The 26688-nt window shown below is 59.1% G+C and carries 24 protein-coding genes and 5 pseudogenes; 27 read left to right on the forward strand and 2 right to left on the reverse strand.

Features of this window, described 5'->3' with window-relative positions; translation table 11 throughout:
- Positions 1-182 precede the first annotated feature (182 nt).
- A pseudogene (locus EN869_RS32410) lies at positions 183-1397 on the forward strand (IS3 family transposase).
- Here EN869_RS32410 and EN869_RS32415 read toward each other — a convergent pair.
- Positions 1384-1500: pseudogene (locus tag EN869_RS32415) on the reverse strand (transposase); the annotation flags it as partial. The pseudogenes EN869_RS32410 and EN869_RS32415 sit on opposite strands and share 14 nt — an antisense overlap.
- Before the next feature lie 8 nt (positions 1501-1508).
- The gene (locus EN869_RS32420; protein ID WP_126097319.1) at positions 1509-1844 is read right to left on the reverse strand and encodes a hypothetical protein; all 336 of its coding nucleotides are present in this window, start codon (positions 1842-1844) and stop codon (positions 1509-1511) included.
- A 171-nt stretch (positions 1845-2015) separates the two neighbouring features.
- Between EN869_RS32420 and queC the strand changes: the two genes are divergently transcribed.
- From queC to fdxB (EN869_RS32555), 26 genes and pseudogenes are all read left to right on the forward strand, one after another.
- On the forward strand, positions 2016-2714 hold the full coding sequence (queC, locus tag EN869_RS32425) for a 7-cyano-7-deazaguanine synthase QueC (RefSeq protein ID WP_126102496.1): 699 nt from the start codon (positions 2016-2018) through the stop codon (positions 2712-2714).
- Entirely contained in the window at positions 2714-3070 is a 357-nt protein-coding gene (gene queD, locus EN869_RS32430) for a 6-carboxytetrahydropterin synthase QueD (protein ID WP_126097320.1), read from the forward strand. The genes queC and queD overlap by 1 nt, the downstream gene beginning before the upstream one ends.
- A 5-nt stretch (positions 3071-3075) precedes the next feature.
- On the forward strand, positions 3076-3801 hold the full coding sequence (queE, locus tag EN869_RS32435; RefSeq protein ID WP_189342945.1) for a 7-carboxy-7-deazaguanine synthase QueE: 726 nt from the start codon (positions 3076-3078) through the stop codon (positions 3799-3801).
- An 835-nt stretch (positions 3802-4636) separates the two neighbouring features.
- A complete protein-coding gene (locus EN869_RS32440) occupies positions 4637-5389 on the forward strand; it encodes a carbonic anhydrase (RefSeq protein WP_126097322.1) in 753 nt (250 codons plus the stop codon).
- 160 nt (positions 5390-5549) lie between these two features.
- Positions 5550-5746: pseudogene (locus EN869_RS35335) on the forward strand (7-carboxy-7-deazaguanine synthase QueE); the annotation flags it as partial.
- A gap of 1093 nt (positions 5747-6839) precedes the next feature.
- On the forward strand, positions 6840-7733 hold the full coding sequence (gene nifH / locus EN869_RS32455) for a nitrogenase iron protein (protein ID WP_024505261.1): 894 nt from the start codon (positions 6840-6842) through the stop codon (positions 7731-7733).
- 87 nt (positions 7734-7820) lie between these two features.
- Positions 7821-9323 carry a nitrogenase molybdenum-iron protein alpha chain gene (gene nifD, locus EN869_RS32460; protein ID WP_024505262.1) on the forward strand — a complete coding sequence of 501 codons (1503 nt, stop codon included), beginning with the start codon at positions 7821-7823 and terminating at the stop codon, positions 9321-9323.
- Positions 9324-9452: 129 nt separating this feature from the next.
- Positions 9453-10994, forward strand: a complete 1542-nt coding sequence (gene nifK / locus EN869_RS32465; RefSeq protein ID WP_024505263.1) for a nitrogenase molybdenum-iron protein subunit beta — start codon at positions 9453-9455, stop codon at positions 10992-10994.
- A 61-nt stretch (positions 10995-11055) separates the two neighbouring features.
- Positions 11056-12531: a nitrogenase iron-molybdenum cofactor biosynthesis protein NifE gene (gene nifE, locus EN869_RS32470; RefSeq protein WP_095489376.1), complete on the forward strand. Its 1476-nt coding sequence runs from the start codon at positions 11056-11058 to the stop codon at positions 12529-12531.
- A gap of 8 nt (positions 12532-12539) precedes the next feature.
- A complete protein-coding gene (gene nifN / locus EN869_RS32475; protein WP_126097323.1) occupies positions 12540-13892 on the forward strand; it encodes a nitrogenase iron-molybdenum cofactor biosynthesis protein NifN in 1353 nt (450 codons plus the stop codon).
- Positions 13889-14386, forward strand: coding sequence for a nitrogen fixation protein NifX (nifX, locus tag EN869_RS32480; protein ID WP_126097324.1), 498 nt, complete (start codon positions 13889-13891; stop codon positions 14384-14386). Before nifN ends, nifX begins: the two co-directional genes overlap by 4 nt.
- A gap of 16 nt (positions 14387-14402) precedes the next feature.
- Positions 14403-14882, forward strand: a complete 480-nt coding sequence (locus EN869_RS32485; protein ID WP_024505267.1) for a NifX-associated nitrogen fixation protein — start codon at positions 14403-14405, stop codon at positions 14880-14882.
- A gap of 107 nt (positions 14883-14989) precedes the next feature.
- Positions 14990-15694: a response regulator transcription factor gene (locus EN869_RS32490; RefSeq protein ID WP_245454716.1), complete on the forward strand. Its 705-nt coding sequence runs from the start codon at positions 14990-14992 to the stop codon at positions 15692-15694.
- Between the two features lie 95 nt (positions 15695-15789).
- Positions 15790-16662 (forward strand): universal stress protein, encoded by an 873-nt coding sequence (locus EN869_RS32495; protein ID WP_127230841.1) that lies wholly within the window; start codon positions 15790-15792, stop codon positions 16660-16662.
- Positions 16663-17504: 842 nt separating this feature from the next.
- Positions 17505-18803 carry a SidA/IucD/PvdA family monooxygenase gene (locus EN869_RS32500; RefSeq protein WP_063169368.1) on the forward strand — a complete coding sequence of 433 codons (1299 nt, stop codon included), beginning with the start codon at positions 17505-17507 and terminating at the stop codon, positions 18801-18803.
- 10 nt (positions 18804-18813) lie between these two features.
- On the forward strand, positions 18814-19194 hold the full coding sequence (locus EN869_RS32505) for a hypothetical protein (RefSeq protein ID WP_126080606.1): 381 nt from the start codon (positions 18814-18816) through the stop codon (positions 19192-19194).
- Positions 19195-19466: 272 nt separating this feature from the next.
- The gene (locus EN869_RS32510) at positions 19467-20612 is read left to right on the forward strand and encodes a TlpA disulfide reductase family protein (protein ID WP_126097326.1); all 1146 of its coding nucleotides are present in this window, start codon (positions 19467-19469) and stop codon (positions 20610-20612) included.
- A 328-nt stretch (positions 20613-20940) separates the two neighbouring features.
- Positions 20941-21369 (forward strand): DUF269 domain-containing protein, encoded by a 429-nt coding sequence (locus EN869_RS35340; RefSeq protein WP_063170387.1) that lies wholly within the window; start codon positions 20941-20943, stop codon positions 21367-21369.
- A 90-nt stretch (positions 21370-21459) separates the two neighbouring features.
- The gene (locus EN869_RS32520; RefSeq protein WP_224571204.1) at positions 21460-21618 is read left to right on the forward strand and encodes a CCE_0567 family metalloprotein; all 159 of its coding nucleotides are present in this window, start codon (positions 21460-21462) and stop codon (positions 21616-21618) included.
- Positions 21615-21929: pseudogene (fdxB, locus tag EN869_RS32525) on the forward strand (ferredoxin III, nif-specific). Before EN869_RS32520 ends, fdxB (EN869_RS32525) begins: the two are co-directional and overlap by 4 nt.
- A 79-nt stretch (positions 21930-22008) precedes the next feature.
- Entirely contained in the window at positions 22009-22200 is a 192-nt protein-coding gene (locus EN869_RS35345) for an exopolysaccharide production repressor protein (RefSeq protein ID WP_127230899.1), read from the forward strand.
- Between the two features lie 236 nt (positions 22201-22436).
- Positions 22437-23450, forward strand: a complete 1014-nt coding sequence (locus EN869_RS32535; RefSeq protein ID WP_024505903.1) for a 1-aminocyclopropane-1-carboxylate deaminase — start codon at positions 22437-22439, stop codon at positions 23448-23450.
- Positions 23451-24049: 599 nt separating this feature from the next.
- Complete coding sequence (locus EN869_RS32540) at positions 24050-25207, forward strand: TlpA disulfide reductase family protein (protein WP_126097328.1); 1158 nt, start codon at positions 24050-24052, stop codon at positions 25205-25207.
- A 324-nt stretch (positions 25208-25531) separates the two neighbouring features.
- Entirely contained in the window at positions 25532-25969 is a 438-nt protein-coding gene (locus EN869_RS32545; RefSeq protein ID WP_126097329.1) for a DUF269 domain-containing protein, read from the forward strand.
- A 46-nt stretch (positions 25970-26015) separates the two neighbouring features.
- On the forward strand, positions 26016-26219 hold the full coding sequence (locus tag EN869_RS32550) for a CCE_0567 family metalloprotein (protein WP_063169367.1): 204 nt from the start codon (positions 26016-26018) through the stop codon (positions 26217-26219).
- Positions 26216-26532: pseudogene (fdxB, locus tag EN869_RS32555) on the forward strand (ferredoxin III, nif-specific). The gene EN869_RS32550 and the pseudogene fdxB (EN869_RS32555) overlap by 4 nt, the downstream one beginning before the upstream one ends.
- Positions 26533-26688 lie beyond the last annotated feature (156 nt).

Consider the following 26688-nt stretch of genomic DNA (forward strand, 5'->3'; position numbering starts at 1 on the left):
GGGGGCCGGACTAAACCATTGGAGCACGTCCTATCTGATCCAGGTCATATCCTGCGGCTGTGAAGTAGTTGGCACATTCGGCTGGGGTGAAGAGGTCGACGACCGCGCCGAGGCGTCCTGACCTTGCCCCTCTGATCTAATCCGGTTCGAAGTTCGTTCTGGCCCCTCCAGAGGACCAGGACATGAAACGCAGCCGCTTCTCTGAAGAGCAGATCATCGGAATTTTGAAGAAACACGAGGCCGGGGTATCGGTTGGCGATCTGTGCCGCAAGCGGGGGTCAGCGACGCCTCGATCTACAATTGGAAGGCCCGCTTCGGCGGGATGAATGTCTCCAAGGCTCGGCGACCTGAAGGCGCTGGAGGACGAGAACACGCGCCTGAAGCGGCTTCTGGCCGACGCCATGCTCGACAATGCCGCGTTGAAGGACCTTGTGGGAAAGAAATGGTGACGCCCGCGGCCAAGCGGAAAGCTGTCGCTCGCCTGAAGGAAGGCTTCGGGATGAGCGAACGGCGGGCGTGTAAAGCCATCGGCTGTTGCCGCATGACGGTTCGCTACCAGACCAGCAGGCCGGACGACCGCGAGGTTCGCGAGCGGATGAAGGCGATCGCGCAGGTGCGACGCCGGTTCGGCTACCGGCGTCTTCTCGTCATGCTGAGGCGGGAGGGCCTGGTCGTGAACCACAAGAAGCTGTTCCGGCTCTATCGGGAGGAGAAGCTCGCCGTTCGCCGCCGTGGCGGCCGCAAGCGGGCGATCGGGACAAGGGCGCCGATGCTGGTGCCGCTGAGGCCCGACGAGCGCTGGTCGCTCGACTTCGTATCGGACCAGCTCACCGACGGGCGCCGCTTCCGCATCCTGGCCGTCGTCGACGACTGCACGAGAGAGTGCCTGCGCACTCATCGTTGATACGTCTCTCTCGGGCATGCGGGTTGCCGCGAATTGGACCGGCTCATCAAGAGCGCGGCCGGCCAGGATGATCGTCAGCGACAATGGCAGCGAGTTCACCTCGAACGCCATCCTCCCCTGGGCGGATCAGAACCGCGTCGAATGGCATTACATTGCGCCCGGCAAGCCGATGCAGAATGGCTTCATCGAGAGCTTCAACGGCCGACTGCGCGATGAACTGCTCAACGAGACGCTGTTCACCTCGCTGGCTCAGGCGCGCGTCGCCATCGCCCTGTGGCACGCCGACTACAGCACTGCGCGACCGCACTCCCAAATCGCCTGGCAGACCCCGGCCAAGTTCGCCAGCACCTTCAATCCGCGACGGTCGCTCGCGCTGCGCTATGCCAAAGGCTTCGCGCCAGCGCCCGTCGCTTCACCCGCCCAGCAGGGCACAACCCACGCCGGAAACGAACTCAAAACTGCTGGGGGCAACGTCAGTCCCATAGAGCCTTGATGGTTCTCTCGGCCTTTGCTCGCAGCAGCGCCTTAGGTTTGGCGAAGGCGTTCTCAATCGGATTGAAGTCGGGACTGTAGGGCGGCAGGTAGAGCAGGCTCGCCTGCGGCCTCAATCGCGCCGCGCAGGGTTCTCCAGGCGGATGTCGCCAATGTAAAATTTGCTGGCATCCATGCCGCCCTCGCTTTCTGGTTCGAGATCGGAAAATCGCCGAATAATCAGCACATCAACCTGCGCCTGAAGGAGCTCACTGCCACTTTCGGCTGGCGGGGTGTGCCGCCCCACAAATAGAATATCAATTGTCGTGCCAACCGCACAAGCGAAGGCCAGAAAGCCAACATGTGTTCTGCGGCTTAATTGAGAGTCAGCCGATGTCGGCCGAACATCACCTTGTCTCGAAGTCGACGATCCGACAGCAGGTTGCGAAAGTTGGCGCGATGCGAACAAACTGCTGAAGCGCTCAACTTTTATTGATCACGCGTGTTGGACGCGACGCACTCCCGTTCCAATCGGCTGAGCGCAAATTCTCCCGGTTCACAAAACTAAGTCGCTGGAGTAGTGAGGGCGCAGAGAAATCTCCGGTCGCAGCCTTACCCGGTCAAAACAAGGATACCAATGATGAAGACTCTCGCCGTCTGCTCTGGCGGATTGGACTCCGTTTCCCTTGCTCACATGGTGGCAGCGGAGCACGAACTCACCGGCCTTCTATCTTTCGACTATGGCCAACGGCACAGGAAGGAATTGGGCTTCGCCGCTCTTTGCGCGCAGCGACTGAAGGTCCCGCACCAGATCATCGACATCGGCGAAATTGGCCGTGGCCTTTCCGGCTCAGCGCTGACTGGCAGTATCGACGTGCCGGACGGCCACTACGCCGAAGACACGATGAAGATTACGGTGGTGCCGAACCGCAATGCCATCATGTTGGCAATCGCCTTCGGTCTCGCCGCCGCCCACAGCGCCGAAGCGGTGGCGGCGGCCGTGCATGGCGGGGACCATTTCATCTATCCCGATTGCCGTCCGGCCTTCATTGAAGCTTTCCAGACAATGCAAGACCGCGCGCTCGACGGCTATGCGCAGATACGCCTCTATGCACCGTATGTGAATCTCGGAAAAGCTGACATTGTTGCGGATGGCGCAAGATACGGCACCCCGTTTGCTGAGACCTGGTCCTGTTACAAGGGCGGCGTGCGTCACTGCGGACGATGCGGGACCTGCGTCGAGCGGCGCGAAGCGTTCCATCTCGCCGGGCACGCTGATCCCACCGACTACGAGGACGCCGATTTCTGGCTTGAGGCGCTGCGCAGGAGGCGCGCGTAATGTTCCACATCAGCAAGGAATTCCACTTCTCGGCCTCGCATCAGCTCACCTCCTTGCCTTCCAACCATCAATGCGCGCGCCTGCACGGGCATAACTATGTCGTCGTAGTGGAGCTGTCGGCCAAGGAACTGGACGCCCACGGCTTCGTGCGCGACTATCACGATCTGGCGCCGCTCAAACGCTACATTGACGAGAGCTTCGACCATCGGCACCTCAACGACGTGCTGGGACATGAGAAGGTCACGGCGGAATGCCTGGCCAGACATTTCTATGAATGGTGCAAGGCACGTCTGCCGCAGACCGCGGCCGTGCGCGTTAGCGAAACACCGAAAACTTGGGCGGAATACCGTCCGTGACCGACATGCATCCCGCAATCCGTGTGAGCGAGATATTCGGGCCGACTATCCAGGGCGAGGGCGTGCTCATCGGCTTGCCGACGGTGTTCATCAGAACCGGCGGATGTGATTATCGCTGTTCATGGTGCGACAGCCTTCACGCGGTGGACAATCAGTATCGCCATGAATGGCTACCGATGCCGATCGATGCCGTGTGGCAAACCGTCCATGCGCTTTCCGGCGGCAGGCCGGTTATGGTCTCCTTGTCAGGCGGCAACCCGGCCATTCAGCCGTTCGGTCCCCTCATAGAACGAGGCCATCGCGAGGGCTATCGTTTTGCACTGGAAACGCAGGGTTCCGTGGTGAGGGAGTGGTTTGCGGATCTTGACGTGCTGACCCTTAGCCCAAAGCCGCCGTCCAGCGAGATGACGACCCGTTGGACTGCGTTTGATGCATGCCTCGAAGCGGCGCAAGAGAAGCCGCAAATCGTGCTCAAGCTCGTCGTTTTCGACGAGAGTGACTATGCCTACGCCAAAGAAGTCGCGGCGAGATATCCGCACCTTCCGATCTATCTGCAACCCGGCAATCACACGCCGCCGCGCCCTGGCAGTGAAGACGCCTCTGTCGACTTGGACGGAATAATGATGCGAATGGAATGGCTTGTCGAAAGGGTGACTAGCGACAGGTGGTTCGAAGCCCGCGTGTTGCCGCAGCTGCACGTTCTGCTTTGGGGTAACAAGAGGGCGGTCTAGTCTGCGGCTTGCGTCGCACCGGAAGGCCGGGCTCCGACGGCTTGGCAGGCTCTCTTCGCGTGCCGAGTACAGCCGAGCTTTGTTCGCGTCAGCGGTCTCGCGATTGTGCGGCTGGAAACCGCCCGGACACCCCGCTGCCGGCGTGTGTCACCTTGACTCCGATGAGCTGTCGTCACGCAAAGTTGAAATCCGTAAGAACTGGCCTTCTCGCCCCACCTGCTCCGTCGCAAGCACGTCATCCCCTCATCCTTGTCCAGCTCTTATCGATGTATCTCATTGTCCGGCCTGGCGCACGACTGTCAGACACCAGAACGCCCAAAGGGGCTGGCCCGCCGGTCAACGGCAGCTGCTAAACAGAACGGCGATGTGCATGGGAATGCATCCATTGCGCAAATGCCTTCCATAAAGAAGATCGATTTCCTCACTGGCCCAACGTGAAATATAGCAACGTTTTCGTGGCGTCGTCGGCTGCGTCGGGAGTAGCGATGAAAACGTATTGGGGTCGCCTGCGTCTCCTTGGGCAGCGAGTGCAAAGTATAGCGATGCGGCCTCAGGCCCGAACGGCAGCCGCGCAGTGATCACCTTCGCCTGTGCCTTTGCGGCGGGGGTCAAGCGCTGGTCTGCTCAAATTTTTCATCGTTTAGCTGGTTGAAACTGCCCCCGTTGCGGGCTGCAGAAGCCGGCCAGCCGAGAAACGGCAGCCGCACTTATGAAAGCACGCCAAGGCATGCGGGCATCCATCAGTTGCAAAGGACAATAGTGGCCGCGCCGATTGGCCATCACGCGTCCATTAGGGCAGCCACCAACATCAGTTCGCAAGAGGAGCAAAAGCAGTATGTATCGTCGTCACCTGATCAAAGGGTTGGTTGCGCTCGGCGCATGCCGGATTTGCGTTCAAGCCGCCCATGCGACCAGTGCCCATTGGGGGTACACCGGTCCGGTCGGACCGGAGCACTGGGCTGATCTGGATAAGGAAAATTTCGTATGCTCTGCCGGCACGCAGCAATCGCCGATCAATATCAACAGCGCGGTCAAGGCGGATATCCGGCATATCGCCATCGGTTGGCACAAGGGCGGCGGCAATATGGTGAACAACGGCCACACCATTCAAATCAATATGCCACAAGGCAGCACGCTGACCCGCGGCGATCGTGTCTACGAACTGGTACAGTTCCATTTCCATGCGCCAAGCGAACATCATGTGGCGGGCAAGAGCTTCCCGATGGAGGTGCATTTCGTTCACAAGGACACGCAAAGTGGTACTCTGGGCGTGCTGGGCGTCTTTTTAACGCCCGGCGCGACAAATGCCAGCTTTGCTGCCCTTGCTGCGGCCTTTCCCGAACTGCCGAATGGGGAGGTTACGATCGACGAGGTGAATCCCAACTGGCTTCTGCCAGCGTCGCTTGGCTATTGGACTTATGAGGGCTCACTGACGACGCCGCCGTGCGCCGAAAACGTCGAGTGGATGGTGGCGATGGAACCGGTTGACGTTGATCCGGCAGACATCCAGCGATTTACCTCACTCTACCCGTCGAACGCGCGCCCTATTCATTCACCCAATCGACGCTTCATCCTGCGCCACAGTTGAGCGCCGCCCCAGCGGTTCCGCACGGTCCAACATTCTTGGCACAAATTGGCGCGAAGCCTCCTCTTCCGGTCTGGCGGTCTGACGGCGCTCCCCAAGCTGGCTAGTCTAAAGGATAGGGATTCGGTGCCGGCACCACTCGTCCCAAAGACGTCGCGGCGAGGTTTGTCTGCAATCCGGCAATCACACGCCGCCCCGCCGTGGCAATGAAGACGTCTCTCTCGAGTCCGACGGAATATGATGCGCATGGAATAGCTGGTCGAAAAGGTGACCAGCGACAGGTGGTTCGAAGCCCGCGTCTTGCCGCAGCTGCACGTTCTACTCTGGGGTAACAAGAGGGCGGTGTATACCTTCTCCTAGCTTCGCCGCCAACTACTCGGTTTTCCGAATTGCTCTCTATATTCTTGAAGGCGATGCGTTCGTTAAAGACATATGCTGCGCACCTGGTGTAAAAGCTGCTCTCATCATGCAGAGGTCAAGCCAGTCGGGCTCATCCGAAGCTATGGCCGTGAGCACTGTTCAGTTCGGCAGAGAGGGCGCTTTTGTACACCATTTGCCATCGAGGCGGCCCCCGTAGCAGTCTGCAAGCTGCCGCGACACTTCCTCTCGAACCCGCCAGCCCGCCTTTCGTGCAGCTCCTCTGAACAAAACCACCGCTCGCCCTTCAGTAGGTTGATGCGCGTCTCCCAGTAAGAGTCCTGTCCAAGAACGTGATAATCTTCTTGCCAGTGTTGTAGCTGATGTTGCCCTTGATGCCGCAGCCTACCGCGGCGGGACCAAACTCAATGGCAAGCAGGCCGGCTAGGATCGTGCAGCCAGTCGCGAGCCTCGCCCACAACGGGGTCTCACGCGCATGAGGGCGCCGACCATGGGTTCGGCGGTTCGTACGCGTATAACACGTATCTTTCTGAAAAAATCAATGCTCTCGGCTAAGCTACTGAATTATTTGGCTTCCATATAGCGCGTCGGCGGAACCAACTTGTAGACGGGCTATGAAAGGTTAAGCGCGGATGTCTATCGGCCGCCGGCGTTCCCGCTCTGTAAGCCTGCCTGAACTACCCGCGCCGCGGTCAAGCCCCAGGCTCCTGCTCATCCAGCGACCGCCCGATCAATGGCAGGCTGGAAAGACAAGAGCCGATGTCTTCCGATGGTCTCGCCATCAGCTTTGGGCTAACTTCCCCATTCTCCCGCTTCGAGCTCGACACACGGCGGTTTGGATGGCGCACGACAATCTGTGTCGGCTTTGTCGTGTCCGTGACAGACGCCTGAAAGGCCCGTTCGCGCGTTTTGCCGCCGTCTAAGCGGCTGGAATTTAATGACAAAGTTTCTTCTGGGATCGGCCGATCACGCTGGTACGCTTTTTGCGATGCTTGGTGTGAGGCGGCACGAGCTGCCTATCGGCACTTGTGTCGCGGGCAGTCGCGATGATTAGAACGAAGGAAGGAAAGCTATTATGTCAGGTCTGCGTCAGATCGCCTTTTACGGAAAAGGCGGCATCGGCAAGTCCACCACGTCCCAAAATACGCTCGCTGCCCTTGTCGACCTCGGGCAGAGAATCCTCATCGTAGGATGCGACCCCAAAGCCGATTCCACACGCTTGATCCTGAATTCGAAAGCTCAGGATACCGTCCTGGATCTCGCCGCACAGGAAGGCTCGGTGGAAGACCTCGAACTCCAGGACGTGCTCAAGGTGGGCTACAGAGGCATCAAGTGCGTGGAGTCCGGCGGCCCCGAGCCGGGTGTCGGTTGCGCCGGCCGCGGCGTCATCACCTCGATCAATTTCCTCGAGGAGAATGGCGCTTATGACGATGTCGATTATGTCTCCTATGACGTCCTCGGCGACGTGGTATGCGGCGGCTTCGCCATGCCGATCCGCGAAGGCAAGGCCCAGGAGATCTATATCGTCATGTCAGGCGAGATGATGGCGCTCTATGCCGCCAACAACATCGCCAAGGGCATCCTCAAATATGCCCATTCGGGCGGTGTGCGGCTGGGCGGGCTGATCTGCAATGAACGTCAAACCGACCGCGAACTCGATCTGGCCGAAGCACTGGCTGGCCGATTGAATTCCAAGCTCATCCACTTCGTGCCCCGCGACAACATCGTCCAACATGCCGAACTCAGGAAGATGTCGGTGATCCAGTACGCGCCGGACTCAAAGCAGGCAGGGGAATACCGCGCTCTGGCCGAGAAGATCCACGCCAATTCGGGCCAGGGTACGATCCCGACGCCGATCACCATGGAGGAGCTGGAGGAGATGCTGCTCGACTTCGGCATCATGAAGACCGACGAGCAGATGCTTGCCGAGCTCCACTCCAAGGAAGCGGCGAAGGCGGCGGCCCAGTAGTGACATTAGCGCTGCCATCAATCGGCGCGCCTTGCAGAGAACGGCGCCTATTCTTTGAGGCGTCACCCAACCTTGAAAGGGGGACTCATGAGCCGGGAATACGAGAATGACGGTGCTCTTCATGCGAAGCTTATCGAAGAGGTGCTGTCGCATTATCCCGACAAGGCGGCGAAGCGCCGCAAGAAGCACCTCAACGTAGCAAAGAGCGGCAACGAGGCTGGCGGGGAAAGCGAGGTCCTTTCCGAATGCGACGTCAAATCGAACATCAAGTCCATTCCCGGGGTGATGACGATTCGCGGCTGTGCATATGCTGGTTCGAAAGGCGTGGTGTGGGGGCCAGTCAAGGATATGGTCCATATCTCGCACGGCCCGGTCGGCTGCGGCCAATATTCTTGGTCGCAGCGCCGCAACTACTACGTCGGTACAACGGGCGTCGACACGTTCGGGACAATGCAGTTCACCTCCGATTTCCAGGAGAAGGACATCGTCTTCGGCGGCGACAAGAAGCTGGAACAGATCATTGACGAGATTGAAGTCTTGTTTCCGCTCAACAACGGCATCACCGTGCAGTCCGAATGCCCTATCGGCCTGATTGGCGATGACACCGAGGCCGTTTCTCGCAAAAAGACCAAGGAGTATGACAAGACGATCGTGCCGGTACGCTGCGAGGGCTTCCGCGGCGTCTCGCAGTCGCTTGGCCACCACATCGCCAATGATGCAATCCGGGATTGGGTCTTCGACAAAAAGGATGTCAAGTTCGAGGCCGGCCCCTACGACGTCAACGTCATCGGCGACTACAATATCGGCGGCGATGCCTGGGCCTCGCGCATACTGCTTGAGGAGATAGGGCTGCGCGTGGTTGGCAACTGGTCGGGTGACGCCACACTCGCAGAGATCGAGCGCGCCCCGAAGGCTAAGCTCAATCTTATCCACTGCTACCGGTCGATGAATTACATCTGTCGGCATATGGAGGAAAAGTATGGCGTCGCCTGGATGGAGTACAATTTCTTCGGTCCCTCCCAGATCGAAGCCTCTCTGCGCAACATAGCCAAGCATTTTGGGCCGGAAATCGAGGAGAAGACCGAAAAGGTCATTGCCAAGTACAGGCCGCTTGTTGATGCGGTCATCGCCAAGTACCTGTCGCGCCTGGAAGGAAATACCGTGATGCTCTATGTGGGCGGCCTGCGCCCCCGCCACGTCGTCACGGCCTACGAGGACCTCGGCATGGTCATCGTGGGCACCGGCTATGAATTCGCCCACAGCGACGACTATCAGCGCACCGGCCACTACGTGAAGAACGGCACGCTGATCTACGATGACGTGACCGGCTATGAGTTGGAGAAATTCATCGAAGGGATTCGCCCAAATCTGGTCGGCTCGGGAATCAAAGAAAAATACCCGGTGCAGAAGATGGGCATACCGTTCCGCCAGATGCATTCCTGGGATTATTCAGGTCCGTATCACGGCTACGATGGCTTTGCCATTTTCGCACGTGATGTGGATCTCGCCATTAACAACCCGGTCTGGGACCTATTCCACGCGCCTTGGAAAAGAAGCCGGGGCGATGAGCGGGCGATGGCTGCCGAATAAACATTTGCTTCAGCCCCAGTCTCCCACTGAGACGGTGAACTCCCGCGGCCTCTGATCCGCCGGAGCCTGGAACGTCTTGACGTCCTGAGCTGCCGTCCCGCGCAGCCAGATGCAAAAGAGGTAATCATCATGCCGCAGTCGGCTGAAAAAATTCTCGATCACGCTCCCCTGTTCCGCGAGCCGGAATACAGAAAGATGCTCGCTGAGAAGAAGCTAAACTTCGAATGTCCGCACCCCGATGAAATCGTTTCCGATCAGCGCGATTTCACCCAGACGTGGGAATACCGCGAAAAGAACCTCGCCCGCAAAGCGCTTGTCGTGAACCCGGCCAAGGCCTGCCAGCCGCTGGGTGCGGTATTCGCTGCCGCCGGCTTCGAGCGAACCATGTCCTTCGTCCACGGCAGCCAAGGTTGCGTCGCCTATTACCGCTCGCACCTGTCGCGCCATTTCAAGGAGCCTGCCGCGGCGGTCTCCTCCTCAATGACCGAGGATGCGGCGGTGTTTGGCGGCCTGAAGAACATGGTCGACGGGCTCGCCAACACCTACCAGCTCTACGACCCCAAGATGATTGCCGTGTCGACGACCTGTATGGCAGAGGTCATTGGCGACGACCTGCACAGCTTCATCCAGAACGCCAAGGACGAAGATTCAGTCCCGCGCGACTTCGACGTGCCCTTTGCCCACACCCCGGCCTTCGTTGGCAGTCATGTCGACGGCTATGACAACATGGTCAAAGGAATTTTGGAGCACTTCTGGAAAGGCCAGGAGCGTACGCAAATCGAAGGAACCATCAACATCATTCCGGGCTTCGACGGCTTCTGCGTCGGCAACAACCGGGAGCTCAAGCGCCTGCTCGATGTAATGGGCGTGTCCTATACATTGATCCAGGATGCCTCTGACCAGTTCGATACGCCTTCGGACGGTGAATACCGCATGTATGACGGGGGCACGAAGATCAACGAGGTGAAGAAGGCCCTCAACGCCGAGGCAACGCTTTCGCTGCAGCATCACAACACCCGAAAGACACTGGGCTATTGCGAGGAGGTCGGGCAGGCGACGGCCTCATTCCACTATCCGCTCGGCGTTCAGGCGACGGACGAATTCCTGATGGAGGTCGCGGCGATTTCCGGCAAGGAGATTCCCGAGGCAATTCGCCTCGAGCGCGGCCGACTGGTAGACGCCATGGCGGACAGCCAATCCTGGCTGCATGGTAAGAAATACGCCATCTACGGTGATCCCGACTTCGTTCACGCAATGGCCCGCTTTGTCATGGAGACCGGCGGCGAGCCAACCCATTGCCTCGCCACCAATGGCACCTCGGCATGGGAAGCCGATTTGAAGAAGCTGCTAGCATCCTCGCCTTTCGGCAAGGCTGCCCAGGTTTGGGCGGGCAAGGACCTGTGGGCGCTGCGCTCACTGCTCTTTACCGAGCCGGTGGACCTTTTGATCGGCAATTCCTACGGCAAGTACCTGGAGCGCGACACCGGAACACCGCTGATCCGGCTGATGTTTCCGATCTTCGATCGGCACCATCATCACCGCTTTGCGCTCTTTGGCTACCAGGGAGCGTTGCGCGTGCTGACGACGATCCTCGACAAGATCTTCGACAAACTCGATCGCGAGACGAGCGAGACGGGTGTGACGGATTATTCCTATGACCTCACGCGCTAAGAGCTGTGGCCGGCTTTTCGCCGAGGCCATTCCTTGCCCAATGGACTGGGGAGGCTGAGCAATGTCCTCCCTCAGCGCCAAAATCAAGGACGCCTTCGATGAGCCCGCCTGCGATAAGAACCGTGGCAAAGATGCCAAGGCGCGCAAGGAGGGCTGCTCGAAGTCGCTGACACCAGGGGCGGCAGCCGGCGGCTGCGCCTTTGACGGAGCCAAGATCGTCCTGCAGCCGATCACCGACGTTGCGCATCTGGTCCATGCGCCGCTCGCCTGCGAGGGCAATTCTTGGGACAACCGTGGTGCGGTTTCGTCAGGGCCGACCTTGTGGCGGACAAGCTTCACGACCGACCTCACCGAACTCGACCTTGTGATGGGGCAGGGCGAGCGGAAACTCTTCAAGGCGATCCGCGAGATCAAGCACACATACGCGCCGCCGGCGATCTTCGTCTACTCGACTTGCGTAACGGCGCTGATCGGTGACGACATCGAGGCTGTGTGCAAACGCGCCACGGAAAAGTTCGGTTTGGCCGTGGTGCCGATCAATGCGCCTGGCCTGGCAGGCTCCAAGAACCTCGGCAATAAGCTCGCCGCCGAGGCGTTGCTCGATCATGTCATCGGCACGGTCGAACCCGACGACCCCGGACCCTACGACATCAACATCCTTGGCGAATTCAACCTCTCGGGCGAATTCTGGCTTGTAAAGCCGCTCCTCGATCGGCTCGGGATCCGGGTGCGCGCCTGCATTCCCGGCGATGCGCGTTACCGCGACATTGCTTCCGCGCACCGCGCCCGGGCGGCAATGATGGTGTGCTCGACCGCGCTGATCAGTCTTGCCCGCAAGATGGAGGAGCGCTGGGACATCCCGTTCTTCGAGGGCTCCTTCTATGGCATCTCCGACACATCGCAAGCTCTTCGAAACCTTGTCAGGCTGCTGGTGAGGAAGGGCGCCGATCCGGAGATCCTCGAGCGCACAGAGACGCTGATCGCGCAGCAGGAGGCGATCGCGTGGAAGAAACTCGAATCCTACCGGCAAAGGCTCCAAGGCAAGCGCGTGCTGCTCAACACAGGCGGTGTGAAGTCCTGGTCGGTTGTCCATGCGCTGATGGAGATCGGAATCGAGATCGTCGGCACCTCGATCAAGAAATCTACGGTGCAGGACAAGGAGCGCATCAAACAAGTTCTCAAGCACGACAAGCACATGTTCGAATCCATGGCTGCGAGCGAGCTGTACGCCATGCTCTCTGAACACAGGGCCGATATCATGCTGTCGGGCGGTCGCACGCAATTCATTGCGCTCAAGGCCAAGACGCCCTGGCTCGATATCAACCAGGAGCGCCAGCATCCTTATGCCGGCTATGACGGCATGGTGGAACTCGTACGCCAGATCGACCTCGCCATTCACAATCCGATCTGGTCTCAGGTGCGCCAGCCGGCCCCGTGGGATTGCCAGCCTGAGCTGATAGGCGAATTGCCGTGCACGAGGAACGAGACCGCGTACCTGTTTGATGAATTCGCCTGCGCGACGGCACACGAGTGTTGAGGCGACCGATGGCCCGCATCCTTCCCCAGAGCAAATCGGCGGCAGTCAACCCGCTGAAGTCGTCGCAGCCGCTGGGTGCCGCCTTTGCCTTTCTTGGCGTCGACGGTGCGATGCCGCTGTTCCACGGCAGCCAAGGCTGCACAAGCTTTGCGCTCGTTCTCTTCGTGCGGCACTTCAAAGAAACGATTCCCTTGCAGACTACGGCGATGGATGAGGTGGCGACCATCCTCGGCGCAGCCGACCATCTGGAAGAGGCGATCCTCAACCTCAAGAACCGCACGAAGCCAACGCTGATCGGGGTGTGCACGACCGCGCTGGTGGAGACGCGTGGCGAAGATTGCGCGGGTGATATTGCCAACATCATGCGGAAGCACACGCAACAGCTTGCGGGTACGGAGGTCGTGCTGGCCAACACGCCGGATTTTGACGGCGCGATCGAAGAGGGCTGGGCCAAGGCAGTCACCGCAATGATCGAAGGGATTACGCGCTCGGGCGAACGGGCGCGGCACCCGAAGAAGATCGCAATCCTACCCGGATGCAACCTCTCTGTCGCCGACATCGAGCATATGCGGGACATGGTTGAAAGCTTTGGGCTCAAGCCGGTTATTCTGCCCGACATTTCAGGCTCGCTCGACGGTACGGTTCCTGACCGCTGGGTAGCGACCACATACGGCGGCACCAGCGTCGAAGACATTCGCGAGTTGGGTACGGCCATGCGATGCATCGCCATCGGTGAGCACATGCGCCGCCCGGCGAAAGCGCTGCTCGGGTTGACCGGCGTGCCTTACGTGTTGTTCCAGTCACTGACTGGGCTGCAGGACACGGACCGCTTCGTGTCGCTGCTGTCTTCGATTTCGGGCGCGGCGGTACCGGCCCGCGTGCGCCGGCGCCGGGCGCAATTGCAGGACGCGATGCTCGACGGACATTTCCATTTCGGCGGCAAGAAAATTGCCATCGCTGCCGAACCAGACCAGCTGTTCCAACTTGCAACCTTCTTTGCTGGTCTCGGCTCCGAGATAGCCGCGGCCGTCACAACGACCGACAGGTCTAAAATTCTCAAGAAAGTCCCGGCGGTTTCGGTTCAGATCGGCGATCTCGGCGATCTGGAAAGTCTTGCCGTCGGTGCTGACCTGCTTGTCACGCATTCGCACGGGCGCCAGGCATCGGAGCGGCTCGGAATTCCGCTCATGCGCATCGGGTTCCCGGTCTTCGATCGACTAGGCAGCCAGCACAAGCTCGCAATTCTCTATCAGGGCACCCGCGACATGATCTTCGAGGTCGCCAGCATCTTCCAGGCCAACCAACACGCGCCCACTCCTGAGGCGCTTGATCCACTCCGTAATCGAGAAATATCACGATGAACGCTGTTCGCCGCCTCTCGCTGGTCAGTAATGAGGTTTTCGCCCCGATGCCTGAACGACGTAAGGGCGCATTGCGCGTTGCGATCGCCACTCAGGACATGCAGGACCTCAATGCCCATTTCGGGTCGGCCAGGCGCTTTGCTGTCTACGACGTGACGCGCGAGGAATGGAATCTCGTAGAAGCCGTGGCCTTCGATGACGTGTCCGATGAAAGCGGGGAGCATCGGGCCGAGCGCGATGATCGCATCACGCCAAAGGTGGATGCGCTCAAGGGCTGTCAGATCCTGTTTTGTCTGGCAATTGGCGGCCCTTCGGCAGCCAAGCTTGTCGCGGCAAAAATCCACCCGATCAAAGTGGCGGAGCCCCAATCGATCCCACAGGTGCTCTTGCGCACGCAGATGATGCTCAGGACGTGTCCTCCGCCTTGGCTGCGCAAGGTGCTGGCGCGAGCGGGCATTGCCGAAAAGAAACCGTCCTTCGAGGACGAGGACTGAAAAGAGGAGGACGCCAATGCCTGACCCCGCAATCCCCCCAGCTGTCGCCGAAGACGAGGCGGCTCTTTGCACCCCGTTCGTCAAATGCCTCGTGCGGCTGATCCGTTCTCAGGATTCCTATGGCTCGTGGGAACGCAAAGCGGACGCTGAGCTGCTGGGCGACTTCATCATTACCAAGGAACAGCGCCGAGGGATCCCAATCATCGGAGATCCCGATCCCGACGTGCTGTGGAGGCTCGACAAGTACTACGCCGCCATCGGGCTTGCGATCGAGGAGCGCTGCGGCCTTATGGCATCGCCGATGATCCAGGTGAGCCATGAGGGTTTTGGTCGGGTGCTTTTCACGACCGGACGGCTGGTCGTTTTGTCCAAAACGCTGCGCGATGTCCACCGGTTTGGCTTCGAGACGCTCCTGAAGCTCGCCACGGCCGGTACGAAGCTGGTCGACGATGCGATTTCAGTCATCGAAACCTTTCCCCACGTGGCGCTGGCATGATGGGCGCGATTTTCGAGAAAGGCCATCATGACGGACCCGAGAAACTATGTTGGCCAGTCCCCTCGATCCAGGGACTCGAGGCCGACCAGGTTGTTGGGGTATCGCCGATGAAGAAGCCGCTGGTCCTGATCTGCTCGCAAGATGCCGAGTTCTATCTGCTCTACAGCCACATACTGGAGGTTGACGGTTTCAGCAGTGAGACGGCAGACGGCGCGAAGGCTGCGCTGGCCTTGGCCGAACAACGGGAGCTTCAGGCCGTAGTGCTGGATTGCGACCCAGCCAGCATAAACGGGTCCGCAATTTGCGCCCACCTCAAGCGGGAACCGCGCACCACCGACCTGCCTATCATCGCCCTGATCGCGCCTGGCGCCGAGCACCAGCACCTCGATCTCTTGAAGGCAGGCGTTGAGAGCTTTGTGCGGCCGGTGGCTCCGGCCAAGCTGCTCGACTGCCTGCGGGCGAGGCTCGGGCTGACCAAGCGTGGTCCGAACGGGGTTGAAAACGACAGTTGGATTTGTTGTGGAGGCCTGGAGATGAAGCTCGATGCCCATCGGGTTCGCGGTAATGGCCACGACATCCATCTCGGACGGATCGATTTCAACGTGCTGCGGCTTATGATTGAGGCCCCCGGCAAGGTCTTCAGCCGGGACGAGCTTATCGGGGCGGCCTGGCTGCCCAACATTCATGTCGGTGCACGCACCGTCGATGTCCATATCAGCCGAATCAGGAGGGCGCTGAAAACGGCCTTGCCCGGCAGCGTCATTCGCACCGTCAGGTCGGTCGGCTACTCGCTCGAGAAGCCGGACGACTGAAATCGGTGGTCGAATGTGGTGCCGCTCTCTCTTCCTCCTGAGAGCGGTGTTGCCGCTTTGAGGCGCTCCTAACGAAGACCAGGAGAAGCAGGCAAATGGAATTTAAAAGCATATTCAGTGTGACGGGTGCTGATCATTCTGATGAGGACCTCACAACAGCTGCCGGACTGTGTGCCGAGGTCGGCGCGCACCTATCGGTACTCATTATACCGCCTCCATTGCTCTTGATGTCGTCTCCGCCCCCCGAATGGAATACAGGACGTGCACAGGCAATTGCAGTACCGAACTATCGATTTCAGCAAATCGAGAAATTTTCACAGGACGTGACCAGAATGGAAAGACGGTCCGCGGATATCCTCAAAAGGCTGAAAGCTATGTCGCTTTCCTGTGACGTTGACACCGACTATTGCGATCCGGCTAGCCTCGGTGAAGTGGCACGACAACGGGCGCTCTGCGCTGACCTGACGATCGTTGGAGGAGACCTCCTCAACGATGAGACTCTCGGACCTCCTGTTGTCAACGGCTGCTTGTTCGATAGCGGAAAGCCGGTGCTCATCGTGCCGAAGGGCGTTAAGGCGACGCTGTCGCCTCGACGCGTGCTGGTCGGCTGGGATTCGCGTGTAGAGGCCTCGCGTGCGGTTCGGGAAGCTCTTAGTATCCTATCCGCTGCCAGGGAAGTCTGTGTCGCTATGGTCGATCCAAAGGCGCAAAACAACGGGAAAGGCGCGCAGTCCGGAGCTGACATCGCTGCCTATCTTACTCGGCACGGTGCTCGGGTCTCCGTTGACCTGCTTAAGAGCGCCGGCAAATCGGCGGGCACAGTGCTGACCCAGCACGCGAACGACATCTGTGCTGACATGATGGTCATGGGTGCTTATGGCAGCCGTGGGCTGCGTGAGCGGATTTTCGGCGGTCCGCCGAGCTGGAGCTTTGGGAAGACCACATTGCCGCTGTTTTTGGCTCGCTGATCAGCTCCGTAGGAACACCGATCAGGTCGTAGGACCGCCAACCAGTCCGAAGTCGTCGTCGGTTACCGGTCGGATTGCGGAGACATGGCTGGATCCGCGAACATCTTGCGACGCTTGTCAGAGCCAAACCGGACGCCTCGACTGCTTCACGACGCTCTCGTGAACCAACTCGTGCGAGATCGTCCGCAACGGGCAGTAAAGACGAACGGCTGCAGCAGACCGCAGCCAAGCCACAGGGCGGGTGTACCAGGAGACCCCGCCTCGTGCGCGAACCCTGTTGGAAGGCCCCTTATCAGTACCCGGACGCGCGTCAAATCGGCGGCTGTCCCTGTCAGCCTGCGGTGTGCAAGGGCCGCTGCCGCGGAGCTTCCCCTGCCCGATCGTCGGGCGTGCGACAATGTCGGATTCCAGACGAGCTGGAACTGCGCGAACTCGTTGGTTTGACAGATCTTTATCCGGCACGCCGCATGCATGGGAGTCTCCGAAAGCATTAAGAGCCGTTATCCATGGTTACGCCCCTCGAAAGAAAGAGCCGCTTCCGTCGTGGCAGGGAAACAGCCACTCCTGGGGTGGAGGCCGGCGCTAGAAGCCGCCGTAAGATCCGGAAGAGCCGCGCGACAGCATCACACACTTTCCTTCTGCTCTTGGGTTCGGATCACGCCGCGCCGCTGTCGATGCCGCCGACATTGAGCCCAAGACCTGGAAGGCGGCACACGCTTTTGCTGTCCTCTCAGTCGGGACCGCGGCTCAAGCATGCCTGTGAGGTTCGCATTGCTCAATGCCCGGCGATCGACGTCAACATGCCGCTGAGTTGGAAAACACTCCTAGAGGAGTAAGGATAAGTGGACCTCTTTTGTATTGGTGTGGGTGCTGGACCATCTAATTTGAGCCTTGCGTGTCAGATACAGGAAGAGATTGCGCAAGGGGCACTGTTCCTGGACCGGGAGGTCGATTTCCGAGGACATCCAGGCAGCGCTTTCGATTGCGCGGAGCTCCAGGTCGGCCACTTCCAGGATCTGGTTACTCTGGTCAATCCGCGATCAGCCTACACATTCGTAAACTACCTCCACGAGAACGGGCGTCTTTACAATTTCCTCAATGCGCAATTTCACGGGGTGCTTAGAGCCGAGTTCGCCCAATATCTCAACTGGGCGTTCCAGAAGAATCCGCTTGTCCGTGGCGGCGAGGCCGTTCGCGAAATCCGCTTTGACGGCGAGTTTCGCGTGCGGACGGACAACGCGGTCCTTGATGCAAGAAACCTCGTCATCGACATAGGCAAGCAGGCGCAAATTCCGCCTCAGTTTCATGGCTGGACTGGACCCAACCTGTTCCACTCATCTGAGTTGGCCCACATCAATCCTGAGGTGCAAAAAAAGCATGTCTGCGTTGTTGGCGGCGGACAGTCGGGAGCCGAGCTGCTACTGCACCTTGTCGGCCGGCCGAAAGAACGGCGGCCCGCGGCGATCACATGGGTTTTGACGCGCGAGATGCCTTTCGACGACCACGCGTTCACAAACGGGCTGTTCACGCCATGCTTCTCGGATCGTTTTGCTGCGATGAGCGAGGTGCATCGACAGCTGTTCCTGCGGCGTTTCGCGCTTGCCTCCGAGGGCATTTCAGAAAGCAAGTTGCGCGCGGTCTATCAGGCGCTCTACCACCACGCCTTTCTCGAGCCACACCAATGCGAGATCACATTGCGGCCAAGTTGCAACGTGTCGCGCTGCATCAATGCCGGAGCAGGGCACAGGCTCACGCTGCAACGCGGCTTGGACAACATCGGAGAAGTAACCGCCGATATCGTCATCCTGGCCACCGGGTACGAGAAACCGCTGCCGGGTTTCCTAGAACCGATCGCAGATCGCCTCGAACAGATCGGCAATGAGCTCGCCATCGGCGAGGATTTTTCGGTGTACTGGGACGGACCGCGAGACCGACGCCTTTTCGTTCAGAACGCCTGCCTTGGACAGCGCGGGCTGGCTGATCCGAACTTTGGGCTGCTGGCCTGGCGAGCGCGCCGCATCCTTGACAGCCTTCTGCGGCGCGCGCCATGCGCCAATCCCGAGCATCTAGGGTTCATCAACCGTCCCTTGACGGAGTGCTGGCCCGACCTCGGAGTCGAACAAATGGGCAGCGGGATATGATTCGTCGATATTGATGATCGGCGGTGGCATTCAGGAAAGATTTCCGCCTCTGGCGGCAAAAGCGGGACGAGCAATATTCCTACGGCGTCAGATCGCTCTGCTCGCGCTTGAGCAAGGTAGCGTCGCGCGACTCCTGCTTGGCGTGAAACAGCAAAGGGCATTCAATCACGATGCAGCTTTACGTGCTGTCGGGCTCAACGCCACGTGGATCGAGCCCAACGCCGCCGTTGGCAACCGCGACGCGAATTATGACGCCGGGCCACATGCGGCGGTGGCTGCAAGGGTACCGAGCCTCTCCCGCACTTTCGACCCCATCGCCGAAGTGCGACTACTCCAGGACGCCGAAGCCGGTCTTATCGCCAGCGGGCCAGCCAAACTCTCACCTTCCTAAACGGCAGCCGCTAAGGTGAGCCGTCGAAAGCCGACATTCAGGTTAACGTCAGCTGGCCGTGTTAGGGCTCGCTTATTCAAGGCGGTACCGGCGCTTGCCGAAGCTAAGAAGGGTTGGCATGCCCTTTGCCGTGCTTGATGTGCGGCAACACGGTGAGAGCTCCGCTGAAGCAAGCGAGAGGGAGCAATGCCCTCGAGACCGTGTCCGATTTTGACTGGAAAATATTCCGCGACAAAAGAGACGAAAGGTGTGGAATGACTTTGGACACCAAGATGGAACTGCGTATGGGGTCCCCGGCTCCTGCGCTGAAAGTGGAGAACTGGCTGCGTGGCGAGCCCCTCACGAGCCTTCGGCCCGGCAAGGTCTACCTCGTTGAATTTTGGGCGACTTGGTGCCGACCATGTGTCCACGCCATGCCCCATTTGATCGAACTGCAGGAGAAATATAAAGACAGCGGATTTGAGATTATCGGAGTCGCAGCTTGCGAAAAGGCTGCAACCGCGGACGAAGCGCGGACCAACGTGGATGCCTGGCTGACCGAGAAGTTCCCGAATCTGAATTATCGGACAGCGTTCGATTGCACTGGCGAAATGAAAAAGCTCTGGCTGGAACCCAGCTCTTCGTTCGGGATTCCCACCTCGTTCGTGGTCGACCGCGACGGCCACATCGCTTATATCGGCCACCCGGCACCTCTCGATGACGTTTTGCCGAAAGTCCTTAACAGCAGCTGGCGCAGCAGCTATGAAGCGAAAGCCGTCGATGCAAAGCGAATCTCGCGTGTGCGCGAATCGTCGCTGAGTCAGCCGATATACGCCAAACTTGGGCCGGCGATGCAGGACGAGGATTGGGCAGCGGCACTATTGGCCATCGAAGAAGGCCTCGCCGTGATGCCAGACTCTTTTGATTTTCGGCGGGTTCATGCGGATATTCTGCTTCACAAGCTGCGCGACATCAAAACCGGCTTGCCGCTTATGCGCGAATTGGTCGAGGACGCGATCAACAAAAAGTTCGAAGCGATGTCTTGGGTGGTGATGGCGCTGAACCAACTCTTCCATCCCACGATCGACAACTCCCATCTTCCGCATGATGATCGCTTTGCGATGGGCAAGGAGCTCTCCGAACAGATCCTGGAACTTAATCCTCCGCAAGGCGATGGAGACTTTAAATTCGGGTGTTACTTTCCGGTCGCTCAGTATTATTACGAGAGCGGCAACAAGGACCGGGCGATCGAGTTGATCGAGGTGGCAATCAAATCGCTGGACCATTCGGAGCCAGTGCCGGACCAAACCAAACAGCGCTACCTCACCTCGTTGCTCCAAGCCCTGGCCAACTACACGGGTGAGCCTGCCTGTCACGCGGGTCTCTGTGTGGCTCCGCAAAACAAGACTTCCGAAACTCAAAACGCTGTCACTTCCTGAGCAAGGATCGCGAAGGGCATGACAATTGGAATTGGCAAATCCGCCCGCCCAGGCGCACTTCGCAGCAATAACGTCGATGCCGCAAAAGTGCGCGGCTTGCGGCAGGTGGAATTTCCATTGCGTTTACCTCGGGTCGAACCGCGGCGCAGGCGTTCGCGCCGCGGTGAAAGGTCTCGCATTGGTGGACGTGCTCGAGGTCGGCCACGGGACACTGTTGCGTGGGATCGGCTCGCCCAAGCCATTCCCCGCCCACGCAAGCGCCCGAACCACACATCGCAGAAAAAGAGATCGTCCTTCAAGAGGAGTACTGAAATTGGGGAAAAGCGAAATTCCTCATGAACCGGTTGGCCCTGCTGTCCACGGGGACGACGAGGCCCTTGCTTCCCCGTTCGTCAAATGCCTCCTGCGGCTCATTCGTACTCAGGATTCCTTCGGCTTATGGGAAGGCCATTCGGATGCCGAGCTGCTGGCCGAGTTCATCATCACCAAGCAACAGCAACGTGCGGTACCCTTTGGCGGCGATCCCGATCCTGACGCGCTGTGGAGGCTCGACATGTTTTACACCGCCGTAGCGCTTGCGATCGAGGAGCGCTCCGGCGTGTCGACGTCGCCGACAATAGAAATGAAACCCGTGGGGGCTTCCGGCGGTTGGGCGTTCTGTCGAGACGTCCACCGGTTCGGCTTCGAGACTTTCCGCAAACTTGCTGAGGCCGGTACGAAACTGGTCGACGATGCGACTGCAGCCATTGAAGCCTAGCCCGAGATGGAGCGCATCAAGAAACCATTGTTCCAGGAAGGATCTATGTCAGACCTAAATAGGATGAGGAAAAAAGTCTGAAAGCTCCAGTTGCGTGCAGCTATTGCCAAGATGGCATTGCAGGACCTCGTCGAGGGTCTGCCGGGCAAGTGGGCCGACATACAGGAAGTCGCCGAGAAAACCCAAGCCGTTTATGCCGAGTTGGATGTTGCCAAGAGAGAACTCGCTTCAATGAAGAATTTAGGATGATGCGCACATTCACCACCCGTGACGGCTCCATTTGGATGCCGCCGTACCTGACCTCCATCGATAGCAAATCTGCATCGGCTGCTGCCGTTGTTTCAAGGTCTGCTCGCGCGATGTCATGCATCTTCACGGCGTTGATGATGCGGGTGAAATCCTCGCCCCTGCGATGACGAGGCGACGATTTCGACGGCAAGCTCAATCGCATGATCATGGTTGTCGATGATGCCGGCCGCTGCATAGGCTGCGGAGCCTGCGGCCGCGTCTGCCCCAAGAACTGCCAGACGCATGTTGCGGCCGACGAGCTCGCAACATGATCTGGCGAAAACCAGGGGAGCGGCGTGCACTTCATCTTTTTGTCGGCTCGTGGGGCTGGTCCTGTGCAGCAATGCGTCGATGGTTTACTTCGCTTTGGATTCGCTCCGTGTGGCAGTCGTCACGACGCTGGCCTGTTCGCTGCTGCTTCAGGCCGGCTACTTCGGCCGCGTGCTCTTTCTGATCTGGCAGTCCTCTAGCCGCGCTCGTGGAACTCGCCACAGGGGCCAGCATGCCGATGGTTACAGGAAAGCTCGGGTACCAGTCGTCTGACTCTGATCAACTGCGGAATGCAATTTTCAGCTGTGTCCCGGCTTGGTCGAATGCCCAGCATGTGCTGCTGCTTTGATGCGCGGATGACAGGATCAGTGCTCAGACCCACACCAATTTTGGTCACCCTCTGATGACTGAGCTGATCGTATAGGGAATCTGTGTTCGGCTAACACGCGACCATACCCCTGGGCTGACCGGTGCGTAGCAGGTTCAGGTACTTTTTTGCTGGAGATAGCATGCTGGAAAAATTCGAACGTTATCCGCTCACCTTTGGACCCACGCCGATCGAGAGGCTCGACCGCCTCGGCAAGCATCTGGGCGACAAGGTGGAAATCTACGTCAAACGCGAGGACTGCAACTCCGGTCTCGCGTTCGGCGGAAACAAGCTGCGCAAGCTCGAATACATTGTGCCCGACGCGATCGCGTCAGATGCCGATACGCTCGTCACAATCGGTGGCGTGCAGTCCAACCATACGCGCATGGTCGCTGCGGTCGCCGCCAAGATCGGCATGAAATGCCTCCTGGTCCAGGAGAGCTGGGTCCCACATGATGATGCTGTCTACGACCGGGTCGGCAATATCCTCTTGAGCCGCATCATGGGGGCAGAGGTGCGCCTGGTTGACGAGGGCTTTGACATCGGCATCCGCCGCAGCTGGGAAAAGGCACTTTATGAAGTCAAGGCAAGGGGCGGCAGGCCATATGCGATACCTGCCGGCGCCTCTGTCCACAAATACGGCGGCCTGGGCTATGTGGGGTTCGCTGAGGAGGTGCGTGCCCAGGAAGAGCAGCTTGGGTTTGCCTTCGACTATATCGTCGTCTGTACGGTGACTGGTTCAACCCACGGCGGCATGCTCGTCGGGTTCGCCAAGGATGGTCGACAGCGCAACGTGATCGGTATCGATGCCTCCGCCATGCCCGCCAAGACCAAGGCGCAGGTGCTTGGCATCGCCCAAAATACAGCGAAGCTCGTCCACCTCGGAGCGGAAATTGTCGAGGCAGACGTGGTGTTGTTCATGGACTACGCGTACCCGGGTTATGGCGTTCCATCGGAGGAAACCAAAGAGGCAATCCGTTTGTGCGCGCGGCTCGAGGGCATGATTACGGACCCCGTTTACGAGGGCAAATCGATGCAAGGGATGATCGACCTCGTCCAGAGGGGCTTCTTTCCACAGGGATCGAGGGTCCTCTACGCACATCTAGGCGGCGCACCGGCGATCAACGGGTACGGCTACACCTTTCGCAACGGCTGACGTTCGGCAGTCTGCGATTCCGCGGTCGCGCTCGAACGTGGGTAGGTAGCGTCGTTCGAGCGCTTGGCTGGAGAAGTGGAGGCAGCGACGGGCATCCACTAATTGGTACCATTACGTGCTGTCGGTGCTCAACGCCACGCGCATTGAGCGCATGCCGCCGTTGGCAACCGCGAGGCGAATTTTGACTCCGGGGCAAGAATCCACACGCGGCGGTGGCGGCACGAGGACCAAGCCGGCGAGTTCGCGCTTTCGAACTGGCGCCAAACTGCCACTGCTCGAGGACCGAGGCCAGTCTAATCACAGGCGAGCCGTCCAAGCTCTCAAGAGTGATAGGGCGAAACCCGACAGCGGCAGAAGACATGTCGGGTTCACGACAATCGGCCGCATTTGGCCTCGTGGAGAATTTCAAAGCATTTCCCGCCGCTTACCGGAGCTGAGGGAATTGGCACCTCCGTTGCAGCTTGATGTGCGGCAACACGGTGAGAGCTTCGCTGAAGCAAGCCAGAGGGAGCGATGCCCTCGAGACCGTGTCCGATTTTGACTGGAAAATATTCCGCGACAAAAGAGACGAAAGGTGTGGAATGACTTTGGACACCAAGATGGAACTGCGTATGGGGTCCCCGGCTCCTGCGATCAAAGTGGAGAACTGGCTGCGTGGCGAGCCCCTCACGAACTTTCGGCCCGGCAAGGTCTACCTCGTTGAGTTTTGGGCGACTTGGTGCGGACCATGTGTCGACGCCATGCCCCATTTGATCGAACTGCAGGAGAAATATGAAGGCAGCGGATTTGAGGCGGTCGGAGTTGCCGCCTGCGAACAGGGTCCTACCGCAGACGAGGCGCGGACCAACGTGGATGCCTGGCTGACCGAGGAGTTCCCGAATCTGAATTATCGTATCGGGTTCGATTACATTGGCGAAATGAACAAGCTCTGGATGGATCCCAGCTCTTCGATTGGGATTCCCACCTCGTTCGTGGTCGACCGCGACGGCCACATCGCTTTTATCGGCCACCCGGCGGAACTCGATGACGTTTTGCCGAAAGTCCTTAACGGCAGCTGGCGCAGCAGCTATGAAGCGAAAGCCGCCGATGCAAAGCGCATCGCGCATAACCAACTTGCAGCGCGCGAAATGTCGCTTACCGGGCCGATATACGCCAAACTTGAGCCGGCGATGCAGGCCGAGAATTGGACGGCGGCGCTCTTGGCCATCGAAGAAGGCCTCGCCTTGATGCCAGACTCTTGTGAGTTCCGGCAGATTCATGCGGATCTTCTGCTTCACAAGCTGCGCGACATCAAGACCGGCATGCCGGTCATGCGAGAATTGGTCGAGGACGCGATCGACAAAACGTCCGACGCGGTGTCGTGGATGGCCTTGGCCCTCAACCAACTCTTCGATCCCACGATGGACAATTCCCATCTTCCGCGCGCGGAGCGCTTTGCGATGGGCAACGAGCTCTCGGAACAGATACTGGCACTCAATCCCCCGAACGGCGATGGCCCGTTTAAGTACCTCCGGTACCTCCCGGTAGCTCAGTATTATTACGAGAGCGGCAACAAAGATCGCGCAATCGAGTTGATCGAGGTGGCACTGAAATCGGTGGACCGGCTGGGGCCAATTCCGGACCACACCAAACAGTACTATCTTACCCCATTGCTCGAAGCACTGGCCAACTACACGGGTGAGCCTGCCTGTCACGCGGATCTTTGTGTGGCTCCGCAAAAGAAGGCACCCGAAACTCAAAACGCAGTCACTTCCTGAGCAAGAATCGCGAAGGGACTGACAATTGGAATTGAACACTGGCCAATCCGCCCATCGAGGCTCTCTTCGCAGCAAGTATGTCGATGCAGCAGGGCGGCGGCTTGCGGCAGGTTGGATTTCAATTGCGTTGACCACCGGTCGGATCGCGGCGCAGACAATGTGCGCCGCGAATTCGCGCCGCAGGTCTCGCACTCGTGGACATGTCGAGGTCGGCCACGGGGCACTCTTGGGGTTGGCCCGCCCAAGCCATTCGTCGGCCACGCAAGCCGACCCGGAGTGGGCATCGCAGGAAAAGGAAATCGTACCTCGAAGACGAAGACTGAAATGACGAACAACGAAATTCCTCCGGTTGGCCCTGCTGTCCACAAGGACGACGAGGCCCTTGCTTCCCCGTTCGTCAAATGCCTCCTGCGGCTCATTCGTACTCAGGATTCCTTCGGCTTATGGGAAGGCCATTCGGATGCCGAGCTGCTGGCCGAGTTCATCATCACCAAGCAACAGCAACGTGCGGTACCCTTTGGCGGCGATCCCGATCCTGACGCGCTGTGGAGGCTCGACATGTTTTACACCGCCGTAGCGCTTGCGATCGAGGAGCGCTCCGGCGTGTCGACGTCGCCGACAATAGAAATGAAACCCGTGGGGGCTTCCAGCGGTTGGGCGTTCTGTCGAGACGTCCACCGGTTCGGCTTCGAGACTTTCCGCAAACTTGCTGAGGCCGGTACGAAACTGGTCGACGATGCGACTGCAGCCATTGAAGCCTAGCCCGAGATGGAGCGCATCAACAAAACCATTGTTCCAGGAAGGATCTATGTCAGACCTAGATAAGATGAGGAAGAAAGTCCGAAAGCTCCAGTTGCGTGCAGCTATTGCCAAGATGGCATTGCAGGACCTTGTCGAGGGTCTGCCGGGCAAGTGGGCCGACATACAGGAAGTCGCCGAGAAAACCCAAGCCGTTTATGCCGAGTTGGATGTTGCCAAGAGAGAACTCGCTTCAATGAAGAATTTAGGATGATGCGCACATTCACCACCCGTGACGGCTCCATTTGGATGCCGCCGTACCTGACCTCCATCGATAGCAAATCTGCATCGGCTGCTGCCGTTGTTTCAAGGTCTGCTCGCGCGATGTCATGCATCTTCACGGCGTTGATGATGCGGGTGAAATCCTCGGCCCCTGCGATGACGAGGACGACGATTTCGACGGCAAGCTCAATCGCATGATCATGGTTGTCGATGATGCCGGCCGCTGCATCGGCTGCGGAGCCTGCGGCCGCGTCTGCCCCAAGAACTGCCAGACGCATGTTGCGGCCGACGAGCTCGCAACATGATCTGGCGAAAACCAGGAGAACGGCGTTGCACTTCATCTTTTTGTCGGCTCGTGGGGCTGGTCCTGTGCAGCAATGCGTCGATGGTTTACTTCGCTTTGGATTCGCTCCGTGTGGCAGTCGTCACGACGCTGGCCTGTTCGCTGCTGCTTCAGGCCG

Origin of the sequence: Mesorhizobium sp. M2D.F.Ca.ET.226.01.1.1 (assembly GCF_004022705.2) — a bacterium.
Classification (GTDB): domain Bacteria; phylum Pseudomonadota; class Alphaproteobacteria; order Rhizobiales; family Rhizobiaceae; genus Mesorhizobium.

What these genes read in the sequence shown, in the direction of transcription:
- queC (WP_126102496.1), top strand. Translation starts at nt 2,016, where the DNA reads ATGAAGACTCTCGCCGTCTGCTCTGGCGGATTGGACTCCGTTTCCCTT.
- queD (WP_126097320.1), top strand. Translation starts at nt 2,714, where the DNA reads ATGTTCCACATCAGCAAGGAATTCCACTTCTCGGCCTCGCATCAGCTC.
- queE (WP_189342945.1), top strand. Translation starts at nt 3,076, where the DNA reads ATGCATCCCGCAATCCGTGTGAGCGAGATATTCGGGCCGACTATCCAG.
- EN869_RS32440 (WP_126097322.1), top strand. Translation starts at nt 4,637, where the DNA reads ATGTATCGTCGTCACCTGATCAAAGGGTTGGTTGCGCTCGGCGCATGC.
- nifH (WP_024505261.1), top strand. Translation starts at nt 6,840, where the DNA reads ATGTCAGGTCTGCGTCAGATCGCCTTTTACGGAAAAGGCGGCATCGGC.
- nifD (WP_024505262.1), top strand. Translation starts at nt 7,821, where the DNA reads ATGAGCCGGGAATACGAGAATGACGGTGCTCTTCATGCGAAGCTTATC.
- nifK (WP_024505263.1), top strand. Translation starts at nt 9,453, where the DNA reads ATGCCGCAGTCGGCTGAAAAAATTCTCGATCACGCTCCCCTGTTCCGC.
- nifE (WP_095489376.1), top strand. Translation starts at nt 11,056, where the DNA reads ATGTCCTCCCTCAGCGCCAAAATCAAGGACGCCTTCGATGAGCCCGCC.
- nifN (WP_126097323.1), top strand. Translation starts at nt 12,540, where the DNA reads ATGGCCCGCATCCTTCCCCAGAGCAAATCGGCGGCAGTCAACCCGCTG.
- nifX (WP_126097324.1), top strand. Translation starts at nt 13,889, where the DNA reads ATGAACGCTGTTCGCCGCCTCTCGCTGGTCAGTAATGAGGTTTTCGCC.
- EN869_RS32485 (WP_024505267.1), top strand. Translation starts at nt 14,403, where the DNA reads ATGCCTGACCCCGCAATCCCCCCAGCTGTCGCCGAAGACGAGGCGGCT.
- EN869_RS32490 (WP_245454716.1), top strand. Translation starts at nt 14,990, where the DNA reads ATGAAGAAGCCGCTGGTCCTGATCTGCTCGCAAGATGCCGAGTTCTAT.
- EN869_RS32495 (WP_127230841.1), top strand. Translation starts at nt 15,790, where the DNA reads ATGGAATTTAAAAGCATATTCAGTGTGACGGGTGCTGATCATTCTGAT.
- EN869_RS32510 (WP_126097326.1), top strand. Translation starts at nt 19,467, where the DNA reads ATGGAACTGCGTATGGGGTCCCCGGCTCCTGCGCTGAAAGTGGAGAAC.
- EN869_RS35345 (WP_127230899.1), top strand. Translation starts at nt 22,009, where the DNA reads ATGGTTTACTTCGCTTTGGATTCGCTCCGTGTGGCAGTCGTCACGACG.
- EN869_RS32535 (WP_024505903.1), top strand. Translation starts at nt 22,437, where the DNA reads ATGCTGGAAAAATTCGAACGTTATCCGCTCACCTTTGGACCCACGCCG.
- EN869_RS32540 (WP_126097328.1), top strand. Translation starts at nt 24,050, where the DNA reads ATGGAACTGCGTATGGGGTCCCCGGCTCCTGCGATCAAAGTGGAGAAC.
- EN869_RS32545 (WP_126097329.1), top strand. Translation starts at nt 25,532, where the DNA reads ATGACGAACAACGAAATTCCTCCGGTTGGCCCTGCTGTCCACAAGGAC.
- EN869_RS32550 (WP_063169367.1), top strand. Translation starts at nt 26,016, where the DNA reads ATGTCAGACCTAGATAAGATGAGGAAGAAAGTCCGAAAGCTCCAGTTG.